The sequence below is a fragment of the Novosphingobium sp. 17-62-19 genome (genome assembly GCF_002256775.1).
In the GTDB taxonomy this organism is placed as follows: domain Bacteria; phylum Pseudomonadota; class Alphaproteobacteria; order Sphingomonadales; family Sphingomonadaceae; genus Novosphingobium.
Map to the genome: position 1 here is coordinate 1 of NZ_NCII01000013.1, position 16,502 is coordinate 16,502.

Annotated in this window: 6 protein-coding genes; all 6 read left to right on the forward strand. The window is 59.6% G+C overall.

Going from position 1 to position 16,502, the window contains the following annotated elements; all coding sequences use genetic code 11:
• Window positions 1-169 precede the first annotated feature (169 nt).
• Window positions 170-469, forward strand: a complete 300-nt coding sequence (locus B7X90_RS18340) for a helix-turn-helix domain-containing protein (RefSeq protein ID WP_366409661.1) — start codon at window positions 170-172, stop codon at window positions 467-469.
• Between the two features lie 995 nt (window positions 470-1,464).
• Complete coding sequence (locus tag B7X90_RS03490) at window positions 1,465-2,442, forward strand: RluA family pseudouridine synthase (protein WP_292621707.1); 978 nt, start codon at window positions 1,465-1,467, stop codon at window positions 2,440-2,442.
• Window positions 2,443-2,562: 120 nt separating this feature from the next.
• The gene (gene rpoH / locus B7X90_RS03495; protein ID WP_292621709.1) at window positions 2,563-3,462 is read left to right on the forward strand and encodes an RNA polymerase sigma factor RpoH; all 900 of its coding nucleotides are present in this window, start codon (window positions 2,563-2,565) and stop codon (window positions 3,460-3,462) included.
• Window positions 3,463-3,973: 511 nt separating this feature from the next.
• Window positions 3,974-5,581 carry a ShlB/FhaC/HecB family hemolysin secretion/activation protein gene (locus B7X90_RS03500; protein ID WP_292621711.1) on the forward strand — a complete coding sequence of 536 codons (1,608 nt, stop codon included), beginning with the start codon at window positions 3,974-3,976 and terminating at the stop codon, window positions 5,579-5,581.
• 20 nt (window positions 5,582-5,601) lie between these two features.
• The gene (locus B7X90_RS03505) at window positions 5,602-13,338 is read left to right on the forward strand and encodes a filamentous hemagglutinin N-terminal domain-containing protein (protein WP_292621713.1); all 7,737 of its coding nucleotides are present in this window, start codon (window positions 5,602-5,604) and stop codon (window positions 13,336-13,338) included.
• Window positions 13,338-16,460 carry a CHAT domain-containing protein gene (locus tag B7X90_RS03510; protein ID WP_292621715.1) on the forward strand — a complete coding sequence of 1,041 codons (3,123 nt, stop codon included), beginning with the start codon at window positions 13,338-13,340 and terminating at the stop codon, window positions 16,458-16,460. The genes B7X90_RS03505 and B7X90_RS03510 overlap by 1 nt, the downstream gene beginning before the upstream one ends.
• Window positions 16,461-16,502: the final 42 nt, after the last annotated feature.

The following is a 16,502-nucleotide window of genomic DNA, read 5'->3' on the forward strand; positions in this document are numbered from 1 at the left end:
CCCGCGAAACTGACCGGACACTACAGCGCTTTATCGATTAGCGCGTGTCCGGTCAGCTTCGCTACCGGCAGAACCTACACCACGTACCGGGACACGACCTGCAATTCCTGAGGCTCATGTACGTGCGAGTGCGCATGTTAGGCGCTATACCTTGACTTTTTCTCGCAACATGCCCGACGCTGCAGACATTGTTTTGAAATCTGCAATTACTGAAGTTGGGGTCAATAATATCACTCCTAGGCAGGTTGAAATAGTAAGTCTGCTTTTGCAGAATTCTCCAAAACCAGTTTCAGTTGAAAATCTTTGCTCGTGCTTTATTGGAAAAAGTGCTATTAATAGATCCACACTACGTGTCTTAATTTCCAATCTGAGATCAATTATTAGAAAAGATCTGGAGATAATTTACTGTTATCCATCTTCTTATGCTTTAAAAGGATTTGAATTCGAGGAATCAAAGTGTTATGTTTAATTCAAATGATATTTATTATATTCGTGATTTCGCAAATACATGCGAAGAAATTCAGGCATTTGAAGTGTCCGACGTTGCTCCAAAAATCATTGACGTACTTCCCTACGTTTTGGAATGCTCGTTTGGACTGAGTTGCAAATCTCAGAAAGATAAGGCCCTGAGCTTTCTGGATGATGGAGCCTTTGAGAGCGCCCTGATCGCGGTCATCCCACCAGGCATGATCGTTGCATCATCAATGGATTATCCTTGGACATTCACATTTTCCAATTTGGACCGGTTTCAATTTCAGCGAACCTATACGACGACCGCAAAAATATATTCTCTTGGAATGCTGTGCTCTTTTCTCCGATTTATCTGTGACAATAAAGAGAATTTGGCAGAGGCAAAAATTTCGAAACAAAAATCCCGTTTAATGAGAATCGTATCAAGTACGGCAGGGTTTCGGAATCGGGGAAAGTAGTGATGAGAAAGTCAGGTATGGTTGATTTTGCCGCAAAATTTTTTCCTAGATCAGTGTTCGTCAGGTTGCGTCGCAGATTTGCACTGTGCGAATACAATTATCATTCCGCAGTTAAGGTGCGATTAGGCAAGGTCGGGCGCGGAGGTGGTGAATTGCTGGCTACATGCAAGCATTGTGGTGCGCTGGTTGAAATGGACTACACGCGGCAATGGCGCAGCGTTCAGGTCGGACTTTTTGCTCAAACAGATTTAAGGCGATAGCGACGGGTTTGCCGGTTGCGAACATCCGAATGCTATTCCGCTGACTGCACACGAAACTGCTACACAGATTATCGATCATTCCAAATTTCGGCCCGAGGAGTTGCGGAGACAATTTGTTTGATCACTTTCCGACTGCCGTCATTCCCAGTGGAGACTATGCTGCCAATTTGGCAAATCTCCAAACTTGAAGGTCTTTTCAAGCGTTTGTTAACCGCTCACGATCATTGATCGTCCTGCCTTGCGTCCCACTCAGGTGTTCCCCATATCCCTCCTTGATGGGGGGCGCTGACACGATCATTTCCGGGACTGTTCCCGCAGGCGGACAGCGGCTTGATAAGGCTTTGGCCGATGTGAGCGGGCTTTCGCGTGAGCGGGTCAAGGCGCTGTTGGGTGAGGGGCGTATTGCCATCGGTGGCGTGCGGGCTGCCAATGCATCGGCCAAGCCGCCTGAAGGCACGCCGTTTACGATTTCCATTCCTGAAGCTGCGCCGTCCTATGCCGTGGCGCAGGATATTCCGCTGGTGGTCGTATATGAAGACGAGGCGCTGATCGTAGTGGACAAGCCTGCGGGGCTGGTCGTCCATCCGGCGGTAGGGAACGCCGACGGGACTTTGGTCAACGCGCTGCTGCATCATTGCAGGGGGCAGCTTTCGGGCATTGGTGGGGTGGCGCGGCCGGGGATCGTGCACCGGATCGACAAGGATACGTCGGGCCTGCTGGTTGTGGCCAAGACCGATGTGGCGCATGAAGGACTGGCCAAGCAGTTTGCGGATCACTCGATCATCCGTGCCTATAAATGCGTGACGGCCGGGTTGCCGGTGCCGGTTGCGGGCACGGTGCGCGGGGCGATTGGACGGTCCAGCCATGATCGCAAGAAGATGGCGCTGGTGGAGGACGGACGCGGGAAGCACGCCGTGACGCATTATCGCACGCTGGCTGCGCTGGAGGGTGCTGCCTTGGTGGAGTGTCGGCTGGAGACGGGGAGAACCCACCAGGTGCGCGTTCACCTTGCGTCAATTGGCCATCCGCTATTGGGTGATCCTGTTTATGGACGCACACCTTCAAGGCTTCGGTCGCTGCTCAGTCGGCTCGGATTTCAGCGGCAGGCGCTGCACGCGGCGGAACTGGGCTTCATCCATCCCGTCAGTGGCAAGGCGGTTCACTTCATCAGCACGACGCCCGTCGATATGCGGGAACTCATCGTCGAACTGTGCGCTGAGGGGCAGGATGCAAAAGTTATGGCGATGTTGTAGTAGCAGGCTTTGGAGTCGGGCCGGATATGCCGAAGCGACTCTGCACAGTGTGGTCCCGCCGCCGGTCGCCCATCAGGGGGCCGATCACAGGGAACCGACGCAAGGAAAGGAAGTGTTCAGGTGAGTGAGGGAAGCAAAAAGGTTAGCGTTCCTGCCCTTGGCGGTGAAGCCAGCCTCAACCGCTATCTATCGGAAATCCGCAAGTTCCCCGTGCTGACGGCTGAGCAGGAATACATGCTCGCCAAGCGTTTTCAGGAACATCAGGACCCCGAAGCCGCCGCACAACTGGTGACGAGCCATCTGCGACTCGTGGCGAAGATCGCCATGGGCTATCGCGGATATGGTCTTCCCGTTAGCGAACTTATCTCCGAAGGCAACATCGGCCTGATGCAGGGCGTGAAGAAATTCGAGCCGGATCGCGGTTTCCGTCTGGCCACGTACGCCATGTGGTGGATCAAGGCTTCGATGCAGGAATTCATCCTGCGCAGCTGGTCGCTTGTGAAAATGGGCACCACCGCAGCGCAGAAGAAGCTGTTCTTCAACTTGCGCCGGATGAAGAAGAACCTTGAAGCGTTCGAGGATTCGGACCTTCATCCCGATGACGTGAAGAAGATCGCGACTGATCTGGGCGTGCCAGAGCAGGAAGTGATCAACATGAACCGGCGCATGATGATGGGCGGCGATGCGTCGCTGAACGTCTCCATGCGCGAGGATGGTGAGGGTTCGTGGCAGGATTGGCTGACCGATGATCGCCCGTTGCAGGACGAGACCGTGGCCGATGCCGAGGAGGCGAGCTATCGCCACCAGTTGCTGGTCGAGGCGATGGACAGCCTGAACGAGCGTGAGCGCCATATCCTGACCGATCGCCGTCTGGTGGATGACCCCAAGACGCTGGAAGAGCTTTCGCAGGTTTACAGCGTCAGCCGCGAGCGCGTGCGCCAGATTGAGGTGCGTGCGTTTGAAAAGCTGCAAAAAGCGATTCAGCGCATCGCGGTGGAACGCAAGTTGCTGCCGGCCTGACGGGCTTTGCGCTAAATCCAAATTGGATCAGATTGCAGCGGTCGGGCGAAAGTCCGGCCGCTGTTGCGTTTACCCTGTTCGGCGCCATTAGTCGGCTGAAAATAGCGTGTGTTGTGTCACATTCTCGCACGTTTGCGGGTGCTAGATGTTTGGTCGATGAGATGCGGTAAAGCGCACTCTTAGTCTTGGTGCCAAAAAGGTTAACGCACGTTGACTCCATACCGGTGCTAAGGCAGGTAACGGGCAGAACAAAAAAGCAGTTTCGGGTCGCACAAGGAAGTTTCGAAGGCGGCATGAATGTGCCGTCGGGAAAGCGTATTCCAGGGGGCACGGAATTGAAGAAGCCTTTGTTCGCCACGATTGCTGGCGTCGCTGCCATCGGTATCTCTGCAACGGCTGCGCAAGCGCAGCAGGCTGTGCAGACCAGAGATCAGCTTGATCTGCCGGTCAGCAAGCCTGAGACGCCCGAGGCTACGGCGACGGTGCGATCCGAAGGCGTTGAGCCGGGGCCGTGCCCGCTTGCCACCAGCGACATCCGCACGACGATCACCAGCATCGAGATTGCCCGCTTGCCACCAGCGACATCCGCACGACGATCACCAGCATCGAGATCACCGCGCCGGGCGGCGTGGCGCTTCCGGGCGAGATCATGCAGCTTCTGGGCGGGATCACTCCTGCCGCAGGTGAACAGCCGATCCGTCAGGTATGTGATCTGCGCGATGAAGTGCAGGCCCGCCTGCGTGCGGCGCGGTATGTTGCCAGCGTTCAGGTGCCACAGCAGCGGATCGATTCGGGCGTGCTCAAGCTTGAAGTCGTGTCCGGGCGAATCGTTGAAATGCGCGTGCGCGGCGATGTGGGCCCGTATGAGGCACTGTTGCAGCGCCGTATCGAGCGGCTGAAGGAACTCGATCCGCTGAACGAAGCGGAAGCCGAGCGCATCCTGCTGCTGGCTAACGATATTCCAGGGCTGTCGGTTGAACTGGCGCTCAGCCCGGCGAGTGGCCGCCCCGGCGATCTGATCGGCGAATTGTCTGTCTCTTTCCGCTCGTTCTCGCTGCTTGCCAACCTGCAGAACTACAACGCTGATTTCCTCGGGCGTGAGACCGGACTGATCCATGCCGAGTTTTATGGCCTGACGGGGCAGGGTGACATTACGACCCTGACCGGGCAGAGCACGTTCGATTTCAAGGAGCAGCGCATTGCCGCGCTGCGCCATGCAATGATGCTGAACAGCGCCGGGACCACGATGGAACTGCGCGCAACCATCGCCGAGGCGCGCCCGGACCTGCTTTCGCTTGATCAGCGAACCGTTTCGATTGTCGGTGGGCTTGCTTTCTCGCATCCGCTGGTGCGCACGGTGACCGATCGGGTGAAACTGACGGGCGGGTTTGAATACTCGCAGCAGCGTTCACGCTTTTTCCAGCCAGGCCTGCCTTCCAGCCCGCTTTCGCGCGATCGTATTTCGACGCTTTATCTGCGTCTGGATGGTTCAAAGGCCAAATTGAGCGTGGTGGGCGAGCAGATTGCCGGCGTTTCCGGTTCGCTGGAACTGCGCCGGGGCATCGATGTGTTCGGCGCATCGCGCAACAACATTCCCGTCGGCGGCTTTGGGATTTCCCGCACCGATGGCAGTGCGCTGGCCACCGTGGTGCGCGGCAGTGTTGAAGGGTTCTACAAGGCCGGGCCGGTGTTCGAACTTTCGGGCAAGGTCAACGGCCAGTGGGCCAACCGCGCGTTGCTGAACTATGACACCTACGCCATCGGCAACTTCACCATTGGTCGCGGATATGATCCAGGTGCCAACACCGGTGACCGCGCAGTGGGCTTCGTTGTCGAACCACGTCTGAACTTCAGGCTGGACGAGAAGGTGAAGGGGCAACTCTACGGTTTCTACGAAGGTGTGAAGCTGTGGAACATTGGCCCCAACGCCTCCGAAAAGGAGCGCTACATCGCTTCGGTGGGCGGCGGCGCGCGCATGTCGGTGGCGCAGGCCATCCGTCTTGATGTGACTTATACCCACGCGCTGGACAAGCCGCTGTTGACCGGCGCCTTCGCAAGACGACCCGATGACCGGGTCCTTGTGTCGATGACCTTCCAGTTCGTTCCGTTCAACCTGTGATAGACCGGGGAGTTAAATCGATGAACAACGCCATCAACGGCAAGCGTCGTGCCCTCCGCCTCGGCACTGGCATCGCAACCTGCATTTCCTCAGTTTTCCTGGCGCATACGGCATTTGGGCAGGCACTGCCCGAACTGGCCAACGCTGGCGGGGCCAACATCAGCACTGTTGGAAACACGCTGACGGTTGACGCGCTGGCCAACAACCGGGTCATCAACTGGAACACTTTTTCGGTCGATGCCGGGAACACGGTGAACTTCGTATCGACGGCCGCATCAGTGACTGATTCTACACCGGTCACCGTGGTGAACCGTGTGATCGGCATGGATGTAATGGGAACGCAAACATTCTTCCCGTCGTATATCAACGGCTCGGTCAATGCCTCGAACGGCGGCAGCAACAACATTTCGGTGTGGCTTATCAACCCGTCGGGAATCACATTCGGGCCGACCGGGGCGTTCAGCGGTGGCAGTCTGGTTGTGTCCTCGCTTGACTTCATTGGCAGTGAGACAGGGGCCGATGCATTCAGCGGCACCTCGGTGCGTTTGCAGCGCAAGACTTTGGGTTTGGGACAGGCGCTTGGCATCAAGAATGATGTTGACGGCAACCCGCTGACGGCAATGGAAATCAAGCTCGTACCAGGCGCGGGCAAGATCGCTACCGAAGGTGCGCTGGTCCTGCTGGGTGAGCAAATCAACATCGGCAAGGATGTGGATGCCAACGGTGAAGTGCTGATCGTTGCAGCAAGCGATGTCAGCTTCACGCCAACCACGGGTAGCCCGATCAGCTTCAACATTTTGGCTGGCACCGAAATGGGCGGCGTCCAGGTGCTCGGCACTGGCAAGGTAAGTGGGCGCAACATCGTTGTGGCGGCTTCCAACGCTACCAATACCATCAGCACGTTGCTGCAAGTCGATACCGGCGGTCGGCTGATCGCATCGGCCGACAACGGTGGTGTAACGCTTACCACGTCATCCGACCCGATTGTCAGCGGTGACCCGGTTGCCGGTGCAAACATCGACAGCCAGGGCCTGCTTTCAACCACCGGCCTGAATGGCGACGTGACCGTCCGGTCGAATGCCAGCGCCACCGTGGCGCGCATCGCCGCGACGGGCGATGTGTTGGTGCAATCGGGTGCAGGCGCATCGGATTCCGTGGCAGTGGGCACAGTTCAAACCGACGGTGCCATTGATGTGACATCAAATGGCGACCTGACGCTGGGCATCGCCGGAACCGAGACGATTCTTGCAGGTGGCGCGATCGATCTGGAATCGACCGGCGGGGCGATCAATTCTACCGCAGCCGACCTTACGATCCGGTCAAACCGCACTGATGCGGGGACAGGTGCGTTGAAGATTGATGCTGTTGGCGCAATCGATCTTGGAAACGCGACCTTGGCCGGTGGCGCTGCTCGCACAGCTGCAGTCACGGTGCAGTCTGATACGGGTTCGGTTGAAATTGGCGGGGCCAACGCTTCTAAATTCACTGGCACGGCTGCAACGACGTTTGCGGCGAACGGCACGGTCAATGGTGGGAACAGCACGGCTGCGGCGGGTAGTGCTGTTTCGATCACGGCGGGGAGCGGCATCACGCTGACGACCGCGCGCGCGCTGGGCACTGATCAGGATTTGCGCCTTACCACTGGTGGCGCAGTGCTTGCCGATCTGCTTGCGGCAGAGCGGACCGTGGTGATTGGAAGCACCGGTGCGCCGGTTTCCAGTCTGACTGTGAATACCGCTCTGACCGCAGCGGCAGGCAATATCAATGCAGTTGCCGGTTCGATGTCGCTGGCGGCGGCAACTGCTGGCGGGAACGTCACGCTTCGTTCGGATGGCGCGATTGCAGTGGTCGGAAAGGTTGAGGCAGGCGACACGCTTCTCGCCAGGGGCATTACCACCGACTACGCAGCTTCGTTCACTGCGAGCACGGCGCGGGCCGGTACCGGATCTGTCACAGCCACCGCCGACGCTATTGATGTTGGTGCTTTGCGGGCGGGCACGACAGGTTCTCTTCAGGGCAAGACCAGCGTAGCTCTCGGTTCGGGCCTTTTGGGCGGCAATCTCACGGTCGAAACCGATCTGGACAACGCGGCGGGTGACATTGCGCTCGGCGCTGCGGGTGCGAGCAGTATTTTTTCCGACGGGCGTATCACCGTGAAATCGACCTTTGGTGCGGTCAATCGAAGCGCCGGATCAACGGCGTTGACGCTGCGCTCAAATGCCGACGATGTCGGGACAGATGCTCTTTCCATTAAGGCGAACAATGCGGTTGCGCTGGGCGATACTCGGCTTGATGGTGGCACGCTGCCATCGGCCGCGGTGACTGTGACGTCGACGGCCAGCGATGTCACGATGGGCACGGCAAAGGCGACCAAGCTTACAGGGACAGCGCTGGCTGGAACCTTTACGTCCACAGGCATGATCACCGCTGACAATTCATCCAGCGGTGCAGGCAATGCCATCCAGATTGATGCCGCCAATATTGCTTTGGCAATTGCACGGACTAACGGCGCCGATCAGGACATCCGTCTGACGACCGCAGGCACGGTTGATGCTGCGACGATCAATGCTTCGCGCAATATCGTGATTTCGAGCTTGGGCAGCCCCGCCAGCCGGATCGGATCGGCCACACTCAAGCCGATACTGACGGCGGGCACAGGCTTGATCACTGCTTTTGCAGGCTCGATGACACTGGATAATGCAACTGCCGCGTCATCAATCGCGTTGCGGTCTGATGGTGCAATTAGTGCCGATGGCAAGATACAGGCAGGCACCAATCTGGCCGTTTCGGGCATTCCCGGAACTCATGCCGCCGCCTTCACCGCAGGTGCTGCCGAAGCGATGGCGGGGGCGGTAAATGTCAATGCTACTGCCATTGACGTCGATACGGTCAATTCGGGCACGTTGACGCTGCTCGACGCTACAGTTGCGACTGGCACCATTAGGGTCGGCACGGTTGATGCTGGTACCAGCTATTCCGCGCTCGCCGATGGCAACATTACGCTCGGGACGGTTGCGGCAAACAGCCAGACAGCCCGCGGTGCCATAACGATTGATAGTGCCACAGGTTCGATCATTGAAGGGTCAAGCGGCGTTACGCTAATCTCCAACGATGACAACGTTGGTGGTGAACGGCTGACCTTGGATGCTGGCAATGCCATTTTACTTGGCGCTGCCAGATTGAATGGCGGGGCTATGCAATCGTCGGACATCTCGCTGATCTCGGTAAATGGCACGACGATCAACAAGGCGTTTGCGTCGAACTTCGATTCGAACACAGGGGGTGCATTCACGGCAGACCGAATTGACGCTGTTGGTGATATTGCTGTTACAAGCCCGGGCGCACTGGCGGCCAACACGTTGATCGCCAGTGGCAATGTTACCATCAAGGGCGTTGGAACTGGCGATGCTACCTCGTTGACCGCTATTGGCGGAACCAGTGGTTCGGTGATCTCTGCCGGTGGCGAAATCAGCGTGAAGGCTGGGGCAATCGATGTCGCTTCTGCCACGTCGGTTGCAGATACGTCATTGGAAGCCAATACTGGCCCTGGCACGATCAATATTGGCACGGTCGCTGCGGGTGCGGATTATGCGGTAGCCGGAACGGGCACCATCACACTGGGCCGCGTTGGCAACAAGACCCAGATGGCAGCAGGTACGGTAACTATCACCACCACCGGCGGCTCGATCAGTGAAGGAACGACAGGCCTTGTTCTGACATCGAATAGTACGGGCAGCGGCACGGCGGGGCTTGCGATTGATGCGACTGGTGCGATCAATCTTGGTAATGCGACACTGAACGGCGGATCGGACAAGCAGTCTGCGGTTACTACGACGTCAGATGCTGGGACGACGCTGGGTAAGGTCAACTCTGCAGCATTCTCAGGTGATGCCGGAACGAGTTTCACTGCAAATGGTGCGATTGTTGCTGTGGGCACGGCTTTGATCACCGCAGGCGGGGACGTCACGCTTGATACCGTTGCAGCGCAAGGGACAATGAGCGACATCCTGGTCACCACGCCAGGTGCGGTTGTGGCCAAAACGCTCATGGCCGCGCGCAATGTTACCGTGGGCGGGCCTGGTATGGGACATGCTGCTTCGGTTACTTTAACTGGACCAGGAAGCACTGGGCAGGTCACTTCCACTACCGGTGCAGTCAATATCAAGGCTGCGGCCATCGATCTGGACAATGTCAATTCGAACATGGGCGTCACGCTGGATGCGTCAGTCAGCGGGGGAACGATACGGACCGGTACCGTCACGGCGGTCACGGACTACATCGCAACGGCTGGCGGCGACATCATCCTTGGAAACGGTGGCGAAAGGATACAGTCCGCCGGTGGCAAGGTGGAGATAACGGCTGGCGGCACGATCTCGAACGGAACTTCGTCTTTTGAATTGACATCGAATGCCGACGACACGGGTTCAGAGACGCTTGTGCTCGACGCCGGTGGTGCCATTGATCTTAGCGACACGATCCTGCGCGGCGGCACAATGCAGACGTCGGACATCTCGCTGACTTCGGGCAACGGTACGACGATTGACGAGGCTTTCTCAGCCAACTTCTCTACCACGGCAGGCGGCGCGTTCACAGCGGACTTGGTGGATGCCGATGGCGATGCTTCGATCTCGGCAGGGACTGTTGCAGCCAAGGTGGTCGATGCAACTGGCCAGATCACGGTGACTAGTACCGGTGCGGTGAACGCAAACACGCTGATTGCAGGCGGCAATGTGACTGTCGGTGGCATGAGCAGTGGCCATGCGGCGTCGCTGGCATCGTTCAACGGCGCGACTGGCGCAGCGATTGCGGCTGGAAGTGCAATCAGTGTGAAGGCTGGCGCGATCAACGTGGGCTCGGCGGCATCGGGGGCAAGCACCACGCTTGATGCGGCGGTCGCGGGTGGCACGATTGCGGTCGGTTCGGTCGATGCGGGTACGAACTATGTGGCCAACGCCACAGGCGACATCATGCTGGGCCGCGCGGGCGATACGACGCAGACAGCAGGTGGGGCTATCACGATAGACAGCGCCACAGGTTCGATCAGTGAGGGCGTGGTCGGTGTCACATTGACATCGAACGATGACAATGCCGGTGGTGAAGCGCTTACGCTTGATGCAGGCAATGCCATTGCGCTTGGCAGGGCGACGTTGCGCGGCGGCATGGCGCAGTCATCCGACGTTTCGCTTGCTTCGGCCAATGGCATGACGATTGATACAGTCTTGGCTGCGAACGCTGGTGTGAATGCCGGCGGATTGTTCACTGCAAACCTCGTTGACGCAAACGGCAATGCCATGGTCACGGCAGGGTCGGTTGCGGCCAAGGTGGTTGATGCCACGGTCGATATAACAGTCACGAGCGCAGGGGCGGTTCAGGCGAACACGCTGATGGCGGGCGGCAATGTGGCCGTGCAGGGCACTGGCGCTGGCCATGCCGCATCGTTGGGAGCGATTGGCGGGACCACCGGTTCGACGATCACCGCCGGAAGCGCGATCAGCGTTAAAGCCGGCGCGGTCAATGTGGCCTCGGCCACATCAGGAGCAGGCACTACCCTTGACGCGGCGTTCGCCGGTGGCACGATTGCGGTCGGTTCGGTCGATGCGGGCACGGACTATGTGGCCAATGCAACTGGCGACATCACGCTGGGCCGTGCGGGCAACAAGACGCAGACGGCAACTGGTGCGGTTGCGATCACCAGCACGGGCGGCTCGATCAGCGAAGGCACAACCGGCCTTGTGCTGACGTCGAACGATGCGGGAGGTGGCACGTCCGCAATCACCCTCAGCGCAGGAAGCGCGATCGGGCTGGGCACTGCGACGCTCAATGGCGGGCCGGGCAAGCAGTCGGTCGTGTCGGTCACGTCAGGTGCGGGCACCACTCTGGGCACGATCAACTCGGCGGCGTTCACCGCCAATGCCGGAACGACCTTTACCGCAAACGATGCAATCACCGCAGCAGGTGCTGCGGCGATCACCGCTGGCGGCGCTGTCACGCTTGATACAGTAACCACGCAGGGTGCCGGCACCGACATCGTGGTCACATCGCCCGGTGCGGTTGCTGCGGGAACGCTGCTGGCAGCGCGCAATGTCACCGTGGGCGGACCGAGCGGAGGGAGCGCAGCGTCCTTCACCGGCAACAGCGTCACAGCCACGGCAGGCTCGATCTTGGTCAAGGCCGGGGCGACCGACGTCGGGGCGGCAACATCGGGTATCGACACCACTGTTTCGGGCACGACTGCTACACTCGGCACGGTCTCTGCCGGTGGGAACTATGCCGTTACCACGACCGGGGCGATCACCCTCGGCAAAGCGGGCGGCCAGACGCAGGCTGCAAAGGGCACTGTCACACTGACCAGCAGTGCAGGAACAATCCAGCAAGGCGCAAATGGCCTGACGCTTACATCAAACAGCGACGGTGCGGGCACCGAGGCGCTGACGCTGAATGCCAAGACCGACATCAACCTGCCCGGCGCAACACTCAAGGGCGGTTCGGCCAAGCAATCGGCTTTATCGCTGACCTCCGGTGGCAATACCGTCGTCGGGTCGGTGTTGGGTGCAACCCTCGCCGCAAATGCGGGCGGCGCGTTTGAAACGCATGGCAGCATTGATGCTGTGACCGATGTTGCAATCACCTCGGTTGGCGCCATCACGCTGAATGGACCGGTGACAGCGGGCAACGCGGTAAACCTCCAGGCGAGCAACGCCACGATCGGGGCCGATGTCACTGCAAAGACGATCAACGTGTTCAATTCGGGCGCGGCAAGCGGCAAGCTTGCTATCGGCGATGAGGTAACTACGGCGGCGGCTGACTTTGCACTTTCTGCCGCAGAGGTTTCGCGGCTCAAGGCAAGTGATACCCTGACACTTGGTTCCGATGCTGCGCACAATGTCGAGATCGGCCGCGTGCAATTCACGGTTCCCAAAACGGTGAACGTGCCGGCTTCGGCCAAGCGCATCGACGTCACCGGACGCATCACGTTCGATGCCGATACGACGCTGAAGCTTGGCAGCAGCGACACCACGATCATCCAGTTGTCGACGACCAAGGGAGGCTCGATCGCCAGCGATGGTGGTGTGCTTGAGCTTTCGGCGGCCAATATCGTATCGGGCGCAGATGATTTTGCGGCCGATCTCTCGGCTGTAAGTGGAAGTGCATCTGCAACAGGCTCGCGCGACGCAGCCTTTGCCATGAACCTCAATCCGGGCAGCAAGCTGTACAACCCAACGACGATCAACAACGACGTGATGGTTGATGTTGGGTCGATGAAGGTCAACTTCACCGGTTTCGCGCTGTTCCAGAACACCGGCAACAGTCTGGTGGGGGCTGGGGTGAAACTGGGCAACGGTAGTCCATCGTCGCTCGCGCTCGACATTGGTAGTGGTTCGACCCAACCGGTGTTTGCTGCTTTTGGTTCGATCAACGGCATCATCAACGCGGCCACTGCGCTGCTCGGCAATCCGCCGCTGGCGCACTATGACAATATCAGCGCGTCGCGTCTGAACGGGTGTGTGATCGGTGGCGGTAATTGCCAGTCGGTGCAGAACCTCACGCCTTCGCTGACCGCACTCGACAATATTCGGACTTCGATCTTTACCGTGAAGCCGGACTTCCAGGTGCCGTTCGATCCGCTGGTCGGTACCAACAATGACGCCCTGTTTGATGACGTCGGCTCGTTCGGCCTTGGCGAACTTCCGATGACTCCGATTGAATGCAGCGATCCGAATGGAACCTGCGATGCACAGAAGAAGGATGGCAATTGATGAAGCGCGCGTTCCTCGCCTCGCTCTCGATGGTGGCGCTTGCGGTTTCCGCAGCACCGGTTGCCGCAAAGCCCGCGGATTTGCCCGACCAGCTGGAGCTTGGCCGCACCAGCCCGGGTGATCCGTGCGTGGCCACGCCATTCTGGAAAGAAGATGCGTTCGGCGGCAGCTATACGTTCACCTGCCGCGGCGCGAGCGCCAACCGTTTCCTGGGCATCGTGCGGTCAGTGCGCGCTTCGGAAATCGCGCCGATTGACGGGCTGCTCGATTGTGGGCCGGGCATGGATGTGACTCTTCCGGGCATCGGCGCCGCTACGGCTCGGCGCTGCTTCGACAAACTGCTGGGGCAGGAAACGATCGAGACGCGTTTCTCGCGCGATGGCCGGATCTATACGTCGAGTGCGGTACCGCTCGCGCAGGGTCCTGCCGAAGAGGCGTTGCGCTTCATCTCTGGCGCTGCTGCTCCCAATCAGGATCGCACCCGCACGACCACAGCGGCTGTCGAAGTAGGCGTTCTCGCCCCGTCGCCTGCGGTGAAGAACACCTCTGCGGGCGCGGTTGCCAATGCAGAAGACGCACTGCAACAGGGGTTGCGCCTGGTGCGCCAGGGTCTGCACCTTGATGCCGCACGTATCGTCAGCGACGCGCTGGCGCGCCTGCCTGCGGACGCTGCACCAGCCACCCGGATCGATCTGCTGCTGCTGGCCGGTCTTGCCGACTCCAACTTGCGCTTCTTTGATTCGGCGGATGATTACTTTGGCCGGGCTAGCGGGTTGTTGGCACAGAATGCGGGCATCCCCGGCGCTGACGTGTTGCAGATGAAGAGCCGCAACTATGCAGCGCTGCATCTGATCAACAAGCGTGAGTTCACGGTTGCCGCATCCGCACTGGATATGGCGATGCTGGGCGAAGCGCCAGAAGGCCAGCCGTTGCTTGATACGCGCAAGGTTCAGGCCCTGAACGAAGCCCCGAATACCGGCGGCCCCGGTTCGGCGCTGGCTTCGGCCTGGGACAATCGCACGCGCACCCAGTTGGTGATCGATGCGCAGGCCGGATGGGCGCGCAGCGTGGCGCTGCTTGGCCAGAACCGGCCAGCAGAAGCGGCGACGGCACTTGGCATGGCGGATGCCAGCTTTGACGCGCTGCGGCGCCAGCCGATCCCGCAGCAGCAGCTTCTCTGGCTGGCCGCGCGGATCGAACGGCAGCGCGCGCGAATGCAGTTGCGCGGTGGTGACAGACCAGCAGCGCTGGGCTCGCTCGACAAGGCGATTGGCTACCTTCGGCTGGCTGAAGATGCGGGCGACAACGGTCCCGCGCTGGCGCAAGTTCAGCTTGAGCGTGCAGCCGTCCTGTCGGGCGGCGGCGCTTCGACCGAGGAAGTGCTGGCGCAGTTCGACGAGGCTGTGACCAGCCTGATTTCGGCCGATGCCGGCACCGGTGGCCTGCCAACCCAGACGCGCAGCTATCTGGATGCGCTGGTCAACGATGCGGCGCAACGCCCCGATGGCACCTCGCCCGAACGGTTCTTCCGCGCCATGCAGGCAGCGTCGACCCCGGCTATCGCGCGGCAATTTGTGCAGCTGCAGTCGCTGATCGCTTCTGATCCGGCGCTTGCCGCAAAAGTGCAGGATCGTCAGGAAGTTGAGCGCGAGATCAACAAGTTGCGCTTCGAGATCGCCGCTGGTGGCGATGCCGCCAAAATTCAGGCTCTCGAAGCACGGCGCACCGAACTGGAAAACCGGTCTTTCGCGTTGCAGAACGAACTCGCTTCCAACGGATCGTTCCGTCAGGTTGTCGATACACCGGCCTCGGTTGGCGAAATTCGCGCGGTGTTGAAGCCGGGCGAGGGCTATCTCAAGCTGAGCAAGGTTGGCGGTTACGTGTTCGGTGCGCTGATCGATGCAGAAGGCACGCGCATTTACCGCGTGGCGCGTCCCGCCGTGGAAATCGAGCCGCTGATCAAGTCTGTCCGTGAGACCATTACCGGCGGCGGAGACAAGGTTCCGATCTTCTCGGTGGCGGGCGCAAATGCGTTGTACAAGCTGCTGATCGGCCCGGCGGCAAGCCGCGTGGGGGCCTACTCTTCGCTCGTCATCGACGGGTCAGGCGTGCTCGATACCTTGCCGGTAGGCGTGCTTGTGGCTGATGATGCCTCAACAACCGCCTTTGCCAAATCGCGCCGCAAAGATCCCTACAACTATACCGGCGTCGGCTTCCTGGCGCGCAAGATGTCTTTGTCGACTGCGCTTTCGCCGCGTTCGCTGATTGTCTCGCGCAATCTGGCGCCGTCGCAGGCACCTTATCCATTCATCGGTTTTGCGCAGCATCAGCCGATGCCGCTGGAGGCTAACGTCGATGGTGTGATGGTCAGCATCGGCACCAACTGCGAAGTCGAACTGTCGCGGGTGGCTGAACTCAGCCGCATGGTGCAGCCGATTGATGCGATTGAACTGCGGCAGGCCAGCGCTGCGCTTGGCGTGCCAAACGCGCCCGAAGTGATCGGAGCCGAGTTTACCGATACCAACGTGCGCAGCCGCACCGACCTTGATCAGTTTCAGGTACTGCACTTTGCTACCCATGGGCTGACAGAAGGGCAGTGGGCCTGCTCCAAGGCTCCGCCTGCACTGGTGACCAGCGTGGGTGAAGCCAATTCGGATGGCATCCTGTCGTTCGAAGAAGTGGCGCAGTTGCGGCTTGATGCGAATCTTGTGGTGCTTTCAGCCTGCGATACATCAGCCGGCGTAACCAGTTCTGCATCGCGTGCGGCCGGGCAGGAACAAGTCGGCGCTTCGCTCGACGGGCTGGTTCGTGCCTTCCTTGCGGCACGCGCGCAGGCAGTGCTTTCCACCTATTGGCCGATTTCGGACGCGGGGGAGAGCGTTGAACTGATCACCGATTTCTATGCCAATGCCCGCGACAATACCATCGGTGGTGCTTTGCAGAAGGCGCAAGTTTCGTTGATGACCAACCGTGACAGCTCGCACCCGCTCTATTGGGGCGCATTCGTCCTGATCGGCGATGCGCAGAAGTCGCTGTTGAACGGCGCTGCGAAATTGGCGGTCGAACGGGGAGCAGCCCCGGCTGTGGCGTTGGTGGAAGGGGGCGTCGCCGGTTCGCGTTGACGCTGACGTGCAGGCGGGCTGGCCCTAAGGTGTGCTGAGGAG